Annotated in this window: 11 protein-coding genes; 4 read left to right on the top strand and 7 right to left on the bottom strand. The window is 31.3% G+C overall.

Annotated elements, in window-relative coordinates; translation table 11 throughout:
• Positions 1-251 precede the first annotated feature (251 nt).
• Together Q1A73_RS12515 and Q1A73_RS12510 are read left to right on the top strand one after the other, a co-directional pair.
• Positions 252-1,976 (top strand): tetratricopeptide repeat protein, encoded by a 1,725-nt coding sequence (locus Q1A73_RS12515; protein WP_299606028.1) that lies wholly within the window; start codon positions 252-254, stop codon positions 1,974-1,976.
• Between the two features lie 678 nt (positions 1,977-2,654).
• Positions 2,655-4,262, top strand: a complete 1,608-nt coding sequence (locus Q1A73_RS12510; RefSeq protein WP_299606026.1) for an isocitrate lyase — start codon at positions 2,655-2,657, stop codon at positions 4,260-4,262.
• Positions 4,263-4,457: 195 nt separating this feature from the next.
• Here Q1A73_RS12510 and Q1A73_RS12505 read toward each other — a convergent pair whose 3' ends face one another.
• The 3 genes from Q1A73_RS12505 to Q1A73_RS12495 are packed head-to-tail and all read right to left on the bottom strand — an operon-like array spanning position 4,458 to position 5,836.
• Entirely contained in the window at positions 4,458-4,763 is a 306-nt protein-coding gene (locus Q1A73_RS12505) for an HPF/RaiA family ribosome-associated protein (RefSeq protein WP_299606023.1), read from the bottom strand.
• Between the two features lie 45 nt (positions 4,764-4,808).
• Positions 4,809-5,027: a hypothetical protein gene (locus Q1A73_RS12500; protein ID WP_299606022.1), complete on the bottom strand. Its 219-nt coding sequence runs from the start codon at positions 5,025-5,027 to the stop codon at positions 4,809-4,811.
• 29 nt (positions 5,028-5,056) lie between these two features.
• A complete protein-coding gene (locus Q1A73_RS12495) occupies positions 5,057-5,836 on the bottom strand; it encodes a prohibitin family protein (protein ID WP_299606020.1) in 780 nt (259 codons plus the stop codon).
• A 385-nt stretch (positions 5,837-6,221) separates the two neighbouring features.
• Between Q1A73_RS12495 and Q1A73_RS12490 the strand changes: the two genes are divergently transcribed.
• Positions 6,222-7,025 (top strand): DUF3298 domain-containing protein, encoded by an 804-nt coding sequence (locus tag Q1A73_RS12490; RefSeq protein ID WP_299606018.1) that lies wholly within the window; start codon positions 6,222-6,224, stop codon positions 7,023-7,025.
• Between the two features lie 124 nt (positions 7,026-7,149).
• On the opposite strand, the gene Q1A73_RS12485 is transcribed toward Q1A73_RS12490, so the two are convergent.
• The 4 genes from Q1A73_RS12485 to Q1A73_RS12470 all read right to left on the bottom strand — a co-directional run bounded on the left by Q1A73_RS12485 (position 7,150) and on the right by Q1A73_RS12470 (position 10,366).
• Entirely contained in the window at positions 7,150-8,184 is a 1,035-nt protein-coding gene (locus tag Q1A73_RS12485; RefSeq protein ID WP_299606015.1) for a bestrophin family ion channel, read from the bottom strand.
• A 211-nt stretch (positions 8,185-8,395) separates the two neighbouring features.
• Positions 8,396-8,830 (bottom strand): hypothetical protein, encoded by a 435-nt coding sequence (locus Q1A73_RS12480; RefSeq protein WP_299606012.1) that lies wholly within the window; start codon positions 8,828-8,830, stop codon positions 8,396-8,398.
• A 165-nt stretch (positions 8,831-8,995) separates the two neighbouring features.
• A complete protein-coding gene (locus tag Q1A73_RS12475; protein ID WP_299606009.1) occupies positions 8,996-9,787 on the bottom strand; it encodes a tetratricopeptide repeat protein in 792 nt (263 codons plus the stop codon).
• 6 nt (positions 9,788-9,793) lie between these two features.
• Entirely contained in the window at positions 9,794-10,366 is a 573-nt protein-coding gene (locus Q1A73_RS12470) for a sigma-70 family RNA polymerase sigma factor (protein ID WP_299606007.1), read from the bottom strand.
• 388 nt (positions 10,367-10,754) lie between these two features.
• On the opposite strand from Q1A73_RS12470, the gene Q1A73_RS12465 reads away from it, so the two are divergent.
• The gene (locus Q1A73_RS12465) at positions 10,755-12,095 is read left to right on the top strand and encodes a S8 family serine peptidase (protein WP_299606005.1); all 1,341 of its coding nucleotides are present in this window, start codon (positions 10,755-10,757) and stop codon (positions 12,093-12,095) included.
• Positions 12,096-12,139 lie beyond the last annotated feature (44 nt).

Here is a 12,139-nt window from a genome sequence, read left to right as displayed (position 1 = left end):
ATTGTAGCGTTATCTTCTGCGTAGTTAGATAACTTAAGGTTGCTAATAATTTGTATAAAGATAAGGGGGCTTTGTTATACTTAAATTAGCAATATTGGTAATCAAAAACTGCCTACATCTTGGATGTTAGGCAGTTTTTATAATTTATATTTTATGTCTATTGAAAGAACTCTATCTATCATAGAATTCAAAAGTAAATCTTTATATATTCCTTGAAAAACAAATATCTTTATCTTAAAACCAATATAAGAGTGACTTTGCACAGATACTTTCTTATTATTATAACTTTTAGCACCTGTATTTCCTTTGCTCAGGAAAAAGACACTACACTAGTGATGCTACAACAAGAAGTAGCCAAAGCCACTACCGATTCTCTAAAAGTCCACGCTTTATTACAACTAGGAGTGTATCAGCTTCGCAGAGATTTTAATGAAGTAGCATCTTATATGGATGAAGTTACTTCAATTCTGAATGCATCCAAAGTTTCCTATGATGTAAGGCAACATAGAGCTGAAGTTTTTCAGCAATTAGGAATCATTAATCGTAAACGAGGAAACTATTCTAAAGCATTACAGTATTATTTAGACGCTCAAAAAATATTCTTATCCATAAATGATTCACTCAACCTCTCCTCTAATTATCACAATATCGCTACCGTATTTAGATATCAAAAGGAATATAGAAAATCCGTAGAAAATTTTATTAAGGCAATTAGAATTAATGAACAACTTGACATTCCTAAAAAAATTGGAGATAATTATGAAGGAATTGGATTATCATATCAAAGATTAGGTCTTATGGATTCTACTTCATATTACTATAATAAGGCAAACAAAAAATTTGAACAGGCAGGTTACATAGAAGGAATATATCGTTTAAAATCAACCAAAGCAATACTTCTGAGGAAACAAAAAAAATACTCCCAAGCACTTTCCCTTCAATTAGAATATTTAAACTACTGTAAAAAAAATACTAAAAAAGCTAGTATCGGAAATACACATTTTAATATCGCAGGTACATACAATAATTTAGAACAATTTTCTAAGGCATTATCTCATGTTGATTCATGCATACAAATCGTTAAAGAAGAACAAATGGGGCAGCTATTAGCTGCAGCATATAAAAGAAAAAGTCGCTCTTATTATATGATGAAAGAATTTGAACCTGCTTTAGATTACTACAGAAAATATGCAAAAGCTAACGACAGTGTTTTCAATTTGACTAAAGCAAAAGAACTAAGAGAAATTGAATTACAATACGAATTTAGCCAACAAAAATTAAAAGATAGTATTCAATTTGTGCAAGAAAAGAAAGTCATCTTAGCTCAAGCAGAAACACAATCTGTAAAAAAGAAATTATATCTCGTTCTATTGATCATAACACTCGTTGTATCCAGTATCATAGGATATTATGGAATACGATATTTTAAAATACGTTGGAAAAAGGCTAGACTGGCCCAAGAAGAATTAGATCAGTTACTCACCTTGTCAACTCAGAAAAACGAACAACGGATGAAACAAGTTCGTGCTGAAATTGAAGTTCTTGAAAATGAAATCACATCAAAAAGAGAAGAAATAACCACGCTGATGACTAAATCAATTCAGCATTTACAATCCAAAGAAAAGTTAGTTGGTGATCTCAAAAAAATAGCCTCAAATACTAATGAGGTCTCTCTTCAAAGCATTATTGCGGATCTTAAATCTGAGGTTTTGGAGGATTCTAAAATAACGATTATAAAAAATAATTTGGAAGAAATTAATTATGATTTCTTTGAAAGATTAAGTGCAAAACATCCAAATCTAACCAAAACGGACTTGGAAATATGTTCTTATTTAAGAATGTCCTTAGGACGAAAAGAAATTGCCCGTCTGCGATTTACATCTACAGAAGCTGTAAAAAAATCGAGAAGTCGCCTAAGAAAAAGAATGCAACTTCAGGAGCAGGAAAACCTAGAAGATTATATAAAATCAATATAATTTTATCTTCCCCATTTTAAAACACTCTTACAGAGTAATCAAATCCAATCGTAAAACCGCTACAACTTCCTCTTTTTACGTTCAATTTTTGATCAGATTTTATCATTTGTATAGATTTTGATTCACTCTTTTTGACGTTTTCACTTTCCAAAAACAGTTCAAAACTGCTCAAAACAGAAAAATAATTCTATTTTAATTTATTTTTTTCTAAAAATAATTCAGTTACTAACAACGAATTTTCTGCACTATTCTAAGAGCAATTAGAAACATGTCAAATATCTAATTATCAGATTTTTATAAACAAAAAACAGTGCTGGCACTTAGATTTTAAATTTATATATAAACCACTTTGCGAAAATCTTATTTTTACATTTTTTAATCATTTTAGCGAACGTTCGCTTTTTTTATAAAAAACTTTTTTCTAATATTGTCCTGTAATTAATTTACTAAAACACTTAGAAAATAATATTACAGAAAAATGAATCTGGTTGAAGCCTGTAAGTAGCAATTGGAATTCGGATTATTAATGAACACTAAAGATTATAAAGATGAAATCAAAAGCAAAAACTAAGACACTAGTCACTAACTGGGCGGTCAACAATACGATTGATTACAATTCAGAAAAAACCACTAAAGCATAAAAAGTAAATCCTTGAAATAAAATTTAAATACAAAATTATGACTACTTATAATTCGGCACTTGATACAGTACGAGCATTAAAAGCTAAATACGGAAACACTTGGGCAACCATTAAACCAGAAAATGCAGCGAGAATTGCGGTACAAAATAGATTTAAAACTGGATTAGACATCGCAAAATATACGGCTTCCATCATGCGTAAGGATATGGCAGCATACGATGCAAATAGTGTTAATTATACTCAATCACTAGGTTGCTGGCATGGTTTTGTAGCACAGCAAAAAATGATCGCGGTAAAAAAGCATAAAGGAACTACCGACAAAACGTACCTTTACCTTTCTGGTTGGATGGTTGCGGCTTTACGTTCTGAATTAGGACCTTTACCAGATCAGTCAATGCATGAAAAAACAGCTGTACCAAATCTAATCGAAGAGATTTATACATTTTTACGCCAGGCTGATGCGGTAGAGCTTAATGATCTTTTCCGTCGTTTGGATGCAGGTGAAGATGTACAAGATCAAATTGATAATTTCGAAACACATGTAGTGCCAATTATTGCTGATATTGATGCTGGTTTTGGAAACGAAGAAGCTACTTATTTGTTAGCAAAAAGAATGATAGAAGCTGGTGCATGCGCACTTCAGATAGAAAATCAGGTTTCTGATGCAAAACAATGTGGACATCAAGATGGTAAAGTAACTGTACCACACGAAGATTTTATTGCAAAGTTGAATGCTCTTAGGTATGCATTCTTAGAATTAGGAGTTGATGATGGTATCATCGTAGCAAGAACAGATTCTGAAGGTGCTGGTTTAACTCAAAAATTACCAGTTTCTAAAGAAGAAGGTGATTTAGCTTCTCAGTATATGGATTTTGTAGAAGCTGAGGAAGTTCGTATTGATGAGGTAAATGAAAACGATGTTCTTTTCAAACGCGATGGAAAATTAGTTAGACCTGTGAGATTACCTAATGGATTATACAAGTTTAAAGAAGGATCTAATATCGATCGTGTTGTATTAGACTGTGTAACTAGTTTAGAAAATGGTGCTGATTTATTATGGATCGAAACACCTACGCCTAATGTAAAACAAATTGCTCATATGGTAAACCGTGTAAAAGAGCAAGTACCAAATGCTAAATTAGTATATAACAATTCTCCATCATTTAACTGGACAATTAATTTCCGTCAGCAGGCTTATGATCTTATGGTAGAAGCTGGAGAAGATACTTCAACATATAATCGCGAAGAGCTTATGGATGCTAAATATGACGGTACCGAATTATCGAATAGAGCAGATGAAATGATCAGAAATTTCCAGGCAGATGCATCTAGAGAAGCAGGAGTATTCCACCACTTGATCACATTGCCAACATATCACACTACTGCACTACATATGAATGACTTAGTAGAAGGTTATTTTGGTGATAAAGGAATGTTAGCATATGTAGGTTCTGTTCAGCGTCAGGAAATCAGAAAAGGAGTTTCTTGTGTAAAACACCAACGTATGGCAGGTTCAGATCTTGGTGATGATCACAAAACATTCTTTGCTGGTGACAATGCACTAAAAGCAGGAGGAGCTAAAAATACTAGTAATCAATTTGAAGCTAGTACTGCCAAAGAACCAGAAATGGCATTAGACAAGTAATATATTATACATTTAGTTTAAAAAGGTGATCTAAAAATAGATCGCCTTTTTGTTTTCCATTATATACACCGATTACTAATCTATCTGTTAGTATCTTCTTAGAGATCTTTTGTAAAAAAGGCTGTTCATACGGGAAAAGAACAGCCTTTAGAATGGGCAACAACTAAACAATCAATGAAAACAACATTACTATCGTTAATTATTATATAAGAGCGCTTTACGCTTATTGAGTTGAGTTTTTAAACTTTTTATCGTCTCATTCAAAGCACTTAAGAGATCACTATTATGCGAAGAAGCATATAATAATGGACCAGGACCACTAAGACGAATTCCACATATATATCCTTGTCCCTTTTCTTTAAGACTAAGCTCTTCCTTAAAAAACACATAGCTTTTTACCACAAAAGGATATTTTTTAATTAATCTTTTCAGTTTTTTAGTTGCCATGGATGACAAGTAACCACTACTTCTTGCGTTATGATATTCAAAAATTACTTCCATATTTTTTCCTTTTAAAGTTTCCTATTCCATAAACTAATCAAACAACTACCCTAACATACCTCGTAATCTTCTATCGATTTTACGTTTTTTGTTAGTTACAGACTTCATAATATCCATTAACTCTGGATCTTTTGTTTTTTTATACACTTCATTAATTGATAATACAATCGCCTTGGCTTCTCTGGATGCTACTACCCTATCACTTGTGCTCATATTAGCCATACTTCTTTTTATAAATTCTGATGCTTTATTTAATAATTCCATGATCATTTGTTTTTAAGTTAAACTCTTGATTAATCATCTCCTGCTATAAGAAAAGGTGCTTTACCATCTGTAATAATCACTTTGCTATTCGGAGATTCTGAAAGTTTGTTAAAAGCTTCGATACTACGGATTCGTATAATTTCTTTTGTAAGACCTTCTGCTAGTATTTTTTGAGCATCTCTTTCTCCTTTTGCATCAATGATTTTCCTATCAGCTTCTAGTTTTGCCTGGTCGATTACAAATTTCATTCGCATGGCATCTTGCTCAGCTTGTAATTTTCTTTCTATAGAATTTGCCAAACCTCTAGGTAACTGGATGCTTTTCATAAGCACTGCAATAAGCTCAATACCATCCGCCTGTTTTTCCAGGTTTTCTTTCATTTTCACTTTGATCTCTTCTTCTATATTCGCTCGCATTCCAGAATGCATATCCTTAGCAAAAAATTTCGCACAGACATCCGAAGAAGCTGATCTAAATACACTTGTTATAATGGATTCATAATCTCTTCCCAAGTTTTCTAATACACTTGGTATTTTGTTCTGCTCTAACCTATAAAGAATAGAAATCTCGGAATTAACACTCAATCCTTCTTTACTAGGAAGATTTAAAATCAACTTGATATTATTTGTTTGAGTAGATTCTTTTATTACCCTACTAACTAAAGGATTGTAGAACATCGTTCCCTGAGTAGAAACATTATTTGATAATTTTCCAAGTGTTTGTTTAACACCTGCTTCTCCGGGTCTTATTACCGCGCAATTAGATAAAAAAACAATAAGCCCGACATAAATTAAAACTCTGATTTTCATATTACTTTCTTTTAATTAACCAACCTTTTTGTTCTAAATTACTAGTTTTGTTTCATTAATTATTATTTATATTTATTATCTAATTAATAAATATTTTTTATGAAAATTTTCATTATACTTTGTTTAACAAAACAACTGTCCAAAATGTTAAACCATTAGAGCTTTCAAAAATCTAATAAATACTTGAAAAACAAATACTTGAACTCATAAATCTTTAAGAAATATGTAAAAAATTGTTAACGAAAAAACCTGAACAAATAAGAGATGAGTTAATTATAATTTTTTATTATGAATATTATAATTAATATAAATAATATTAAATGTAAAAAAGTATAGAATTTTGCGGTCAATATTTATCAATTAAACCTTCATTAAATCTAATATTATGACAACAAGATCCTATTTCACCTTATCATTATCACTTGTATTGTTGCTTTTTGTAGGGTCTTGCAAAAAGGAAAAATCTACTTTATCGGGAGAAAACGTGACAAGTAATCAAACAAATGAGCAAATCAATACTGCAAGTATTTTTGGAGACTTAAAAGGTGATCCAAAAACAGAAGAAGATATAATAATAACCAAATCCTTTTATAAAAAGGAAAAAAACTACATTATTGATTATAAGTATCCTTATTTAAATATTTCATCCAACCCATCTTTCAAAAAATTTAATGATTTTATATCCAATAATTATTTATCCACTAATGTTTCTGTAAAAAACACTTTGAATGAAACAAAGTTGCAATGTGATCTTGGTTATAATTCTTCTGAACGGCAAAAAAGATTAATTAATTATAAAATTTATTCTCAGGAGAATATTTTTAGTATTCTGTTATACAAAGCAAATCACTATATCGATGATAACCAATCGTCTTACATGTTTAAAGCATTAAATTTTGATCCTAAAAAAGCTGAATTCATCAATTACAACAACATTTTCAAGAATGGATCTGAAATAGACATGTTGGATGCAGTAAATAAAACATTGACTAAGTATAAAAAATCAGAACCACAATATGAAGAATGCTGGCAATTAGACCTAGATACTTTTCAACAGTACAAGAATAATTTTGTAATCAATCAAAATACAGTGAAATTTTATTTTGATGATTGTGTTATTTGTCCAATCTACTCAGGCAGTTATGCTGTTGAAATACCTAGAAGTAAAATTTCTAATTTATTTCTATAAAAAGATTGAAGAGATTGTTAGCAAACCTTCCTACCGCTAGTCGCTATGCGATAAGCAGATAGTACATCTATAAGCAAGGTGATCTACTCTTAGATCGCCTTTTGCTTACAAATTATCTTCTCTTTTACATTAAAATATTGTTCTTGATTTTAACGCCAGGTGGTAAATCTTTTTCTCCTAACATTTCTCTAAGGTCAATTTCTATTACTCGACAAAGCGATAACATAGGAATATCATTCGCCATTCCCTGAAATGGATTTTCGGAGTAATCACCTACTAATTCCATCATTACATATACCCATCCTATCAATGATGTAATGGGTACGGATAACCAAAACCCCGTTTCTCCTAATTTCATTAACTCTGGTATCATACTAAATGGTAGTAGGAAAATAAAAATCCACACAAAAATTCTGCTCATATTTGCATACTGCCTGGGAAGTGGAAATTTTTTAATACGCTCGTTCTTGCCTTGTAAAGCATAAAAGCTTCTCAATAACTCTGCCATCCTCATATGACGAAAATCTTCGATCAGCCCTTGCGCTCTAAGCTCTTGTAAATCTTGAGACTGCTCATTAATAATTTGTGTAGCTGTATTTACATTGGCTACCAATCGATCATGCTCGTCTTCTGGCAAAAAGTTCTTTAATTCTGTTCGTGTATATTCATCATCGACTAAGCCTATTCCGAATTTTTTCTGGTAATATCTTGCTTTTCGGGCAACAGGACCTCCTTGACTAACGTGTTCCCAAGGTGTAGGAACCAATAATTGACTTCTATGCGCATACAACCATGCTATATGTCTATAAATTAAGCGTTTTTTAATCTGGTGAATTTTCTTTTCGGATACCTCTGTATTAGAGAACAAATTGGTAACAAAACCATCTACGTACATCCCCCAGGTTCTACTATCATTTACAATGCCGCCCCAAATCTTCCGTGCTTCCCACATTCGATCATACGACTGATTGTTTTTAAAACCTACATAAAAAGCTACTGCAGTACCAATAACAGATATTGGCAACCAAGGCATACTTACTTCTATAATCTTAAAATAATACAAAGCCGCTACTCCTCCAGAAAAAATAAGTAACCAAAGTATGTGGAATCCTGTCCATTTAATAATTTTAAAAAAGGAAATAGTCTTTGCCGTTTGCATAGTGTATGAGTTAAGCTATATAACAAATGTAATTTTTATAAACTATTGATCCAATTTTGGGAAAATCTAGACTGAAATCCGGTACTATTTATAGGACTTACAAACAATATTTCTTTTAGGACAAAAAATTATTCGTTTCCAGACGATATCGTTATTATGAATGATTCACTATCAAAAGAATCATAATCTTTTTAGATGTAGCGGAGAAAAATTAAGATATATCTTGATTATTGATATCGATTAAAAAGTACTTATGAAAGAGTTCATCAATTTTAGATGGACTTAAGGGTTTTTTTATGGCACCTACTACATTTCTATACTTACATATCTTCTTTAAGTCTTGTTGAGGTAAAGTCTCATGTAGAATTATTATTTTAATTCCTCTTGTAATCCTAGGTCCTAAATTAGAAAAGTGTGAGAAAAATTCTGATCTATTCATCATTGCCAAATCACAATTCAGGATAATTAAATCTGGTTTTAACGAAAGGTCTTTTTTAGCTTTTGTCAAATAATCAATTGCCTCATTACCATTAGAAACTTTAATGATATTTCCAAGCGCACAATATTTCAGTAAACGGTACTGATTTAAAAAATTATGAGTTTTATCGCTATTGACAAGAAGCACACTATTGACTATCCCTTTCATCGATCCAATTAATTTTAAAGAAAATTAAAGATCAATGTCTAAAAAATTGAATTATCTATTAAATCAGACAAGAAACATCGTTTAAATGCTTAGAAAAACGACGAAATATAACACCCTTTCTACAGTAAGGTGTTAAACAAAAAAGTAGAACATACAAAAACCATGTCAATTTAGTGAAGATAATAATTCTTTTGCCTCTTTATTTTTAAAATTGGTAGGTTTCTCTAACAGAAGTGCTAACTCGGTTTTGGCTTTTTCCAAATCTTGATTCTTCAGATAACATAGTGCTAAATACCAATGGGCTTTATCCGCATCCAAGGTGTTACTCTCTAATAATTCAGTAAAAGTATCAATTGCAGCTGCATTTTTATGTAACTCTAATTGAGATATTCCCTTGTATATAAGTAACTGTGGATTTACATCTTGATCATTATTCAAAACATAAGTATTTAGTAACAGCAAAGACTCTTCATAATTTTCTGCTCTAAATTGCTGTTCTATCTCCGTTAAATCAGAATTTTGATCTCTTAGCGTTAATGATGGCAGCTCATCCCAATTCTTATAAGTCGCATATAATTGTTCGGTATTAGTCCCTTGATTGTATTCAACAACCAAAAATAATCCCGCTATAAATATTGCTGCAACCGCTACATACTTTAAAATTTTTGTTAACCTAAAAGGTTTCTCATTAAAATACGATTGTTCTGCTGATTTAATACTACTGGCTATTTCTTTTCCTTTATCACTTCTTAAAAACTGTTCGTATTGTTGAACCTTTTGATTTGTAGTTTTTTTATCTGATAATTCCCAATCATTCTGATCATAAACAATATGCATTTCTTGATAAAGACTGAGCAACTTTTTTGCCTCTGGATCCGTATCTATTTTATTTAGAAAAGCAGCTACCTCTTCTTGGGTCATTTCATTATTAAGATATCTCTCTATATCCTGTTCCATAATCTTTTACAACTCTTTTAATTCATTATAACGTTTATCAGAATATATCGCTTCTTTTAATTTTGACTTACACTTAAAAATACGCTGTCTTACTGTATTCTCCGTTGCATACCCTAGTTTCTTAGCAATATCGACATAAGGCACTTTATTAAAGAAAAAAGTTAAAACTTCTCTACAGTTCTGTGATATTTCTGATAGTTTTTCCTGAAATAGCTCCCATTTTTCTTGTTCATAAGCTGCTAAAGCTATTTCTCGTTCTTCATGTACAAGATCCAAAACACCTTCATTTGTTACCCGAGATTTTGACATTTTTGCTGCCCTTCTCCATAAGTTCTTGGCAATGGTCACAAAATAACCATCAAAACTCGATGTAATTTTAAAATCTGCAGCCTGCGCTCTGGCTAGTAATTGTAGTAATGACTTTTGCATAATATCCTTAGCATCGTCTTCTGATCCGTCATGACTGAGGATATAGTTCCTAACCTTAGGATAAACTTTCTTGTAGATCTCTTTTATACCCTTGTCATCACCATCAATAAGGCTTTGCAATAAATAGTCATCTTGTTTCTGAGTAGCCATGTGATTTCTTGCGTAATTATAGGTGCTATTTAATTACTTCAGATTATGAAGATCACAAACATAAGATAATTCGTAAAACTTCATCAGGGGGATATACCTATTTTTTTTAGGGTTAACTTCTTTTGATTTCTTATATAGTTTCAATTATAACTCCAAGAACAAATTATCATTACAAAACAGCAATCCATTAATTATCATACAATTAAACACAAAACCATCATATCAAAATCACAATGAAAAATAATTTTTGATATAAAAATTTAATTATTCCAATTTTTAGGGTAACATTTCGAAGGTTTTTGAATCGGATGAATGGATACCAATTTAAAAGTGCAGTGCTACAGGTATTTTTATGAGTACTGCTCACCTAAAAAACTAATCAATTATCATGAAAAAAAGTATTGTAACATTAAAATTAATCTGTCTTTCATTACTAGGAATATGGGGATGTTCTGTTGATGAGGAAAGCATGATTGAGAGTGCTGAACTTAATAAAGCGTATGAAAAAAGTAACTCTTACAACTCAGTAATACCCGATATTATGAAAGATCAAGTTGTTGTAAAATTTACAAATCCGAACTTAAACGAAGTTGATAAAAAGTTACTTCGTCTACAAATTGAACAATCATATGATTTCAAAATACTTAATAAGGAGGTTTGTGATTGCGATCCTGAAGGCCCTGAATTATGGACAATAGATACTACTTATTCCAATTTTCCAGGAATAAAACATCTAGTAGAAAATTTGGTAACTAATCATGAAAATAATTCAGGAGATGAAGAAGTAGAAGTAGATCCAAGAGCTATTTTTGATTATCAATTTTACATTGATATAGCGGATAAAACACTATCAGGTAATTACAGTAGCATCTTAGAAAACAAAATAATTCCTGCTACCAATTCTGATTATGTAAATATTGCTATTGTAGATACAGGTATTGATTATGACTATTTTGACAGTCCTATTCTTTATAGTACAAGAAACATTTTTAACAATAGATTCGGAATTTCAGGTTGGGATTATGTTAATCACGATAACGATATGAGAGATGATAACGGGCATGGTACCATGGTTGCCAAAATCATTAACTCAGAACTTACCTCAAACAATATCCCACATCAGTTGTTATCAGTAAAAGCTTTTGACCAAGAAGGGAGAGGTAGTTATTATGATATCGTTTGTAGCTTGAATTATCTTTCTAAATTAAACAATATAGATATCGTTAATATGAGTTTTGGTTGGTATGGTTTAAAGAATCAGAAGATCTTAAAACAGATCATTAAACTAATGGAAAGTAATGTTTTATTCATTACCTCCGCAGGTAATTTAGGTGTAAACGTTGACGAAGAGATCCCTCATTTCCCTTCGGGATATGCTATAGAAAATCTTTTGGGAGTTGCAGGTTATGAGCTTGATGCACCTGAAGAGGTACAAATGCCAGATATACTTGATTTCATTTCTATAAATTCATCAAACTACGGATCAGAGACTATTGATATCGCTGCTCCTATAGACGGCTATTTCTATATTATGAACAAAGAATCAAACCTTTCTATTAATCCTATAGGAACTTCTTTTTCTGCTGCGTACATAACTGCTTCTGCTGGGAAATTATACGACAAAGAAATCACTTCTCTAGAGCTACATCAAGATGTATTGCGCGGTGCGTATAACATATACAGGTTAGAAAATCATATTCATCAAGGAAGAGTTGTGATAAGGGAATAGTTATAAAAACATCATTTCTAAAGATCGATTTATATAACCGTAAG

The organism is uncultured Aquimarina sp. (genome assembly GCF_947492115.1).
Taxonomy (GTDB): Bacteria; Bacteroidota; Bacteroidia; order Flavobacteriales; family Flavobacteriaceae; genus Aquimarina.
This window is presented reverse-complemented; position numbering and strand designations above follow the sequence as displayed.

What these genes read in the sequence shown, in the direction of transcription:
- Q1A73_RS12500 (WP_299606022.1), bottom strand. Translation starts at nt 5,027, where the DNA reads ATGGAATTATTAAATAAAGCATCAGAATTTATAAAAAGAAGTATGGCT.
- Q1A73_RS12465 (WP_299606005.1), top strand. Translation starts at nt 10,755, where the DNA reads ATGAAAAAAAGTATTGTAACATTAAAATTAATCTGTCTTTCATTACTA.
- Q1A73_RS12470 (WP_299606007.1), bottom strand. Translation starts at nt 10,366, where the DNA reads ATGGCTACTCAGAAACAAGATGACTATTTATTGCAAAGCCTTATTGAT.
- Q1A73_RS12495 (WP_299606020.1), bottom strand. Translation starts at nt 5,836, where the DNA reads ATGAAAATCAGAGTTTTAATTTATGTCGGGCTTATTGTTTTTTTATCT.
- Q1A73_RS12480 (WP_299606012.1), bottom strand. Translation starts at nt 8,830, where the DNA reads ATGAAAGGGATAGTCAATAGTGTGCTTCTTGTCAATAGCGATAAAACT.
- Q1A73_RS12475 (WP_299606009.1), bottom strand. Translation starts at nt 9,787, where the DNA reads ATGGAACAGGATATAGAGAGATATCTTAATAATGAAATGACCCAAGAA.
- Q1A73_RS12490 (WP_299606018.1), top strand. Translation starts at nt 6,222, where the DNA reads ATGACAACAAGATCCTATTTCACCTTATCATTATCACTTGTATTGTTG.
- Q1A73_RS12505 (WP_299606023.1), bottom strand. Translation starts at nt 4,763, where the DNA reads ATGGAAGTAATTTTTGAATATCATAACGCAAGAAGTAGTGGTTACTTG.
- Q1A73_RS12510 (WP_299606026.1), top strand. Translation starts at nt 2,655, where the DNA reads ATGACTACTTATAATTCGGCACTTGATACAGTACGAGCATTAAAAGCT.
- Q1A73_RS12485 (WP_299606015.1), bottom strand. Translation starts at nt 8,184, where the DNA reads ATGCAAACGGCAAAGACTATTTCCTTTTTTAAAATTATTAAATGGACA.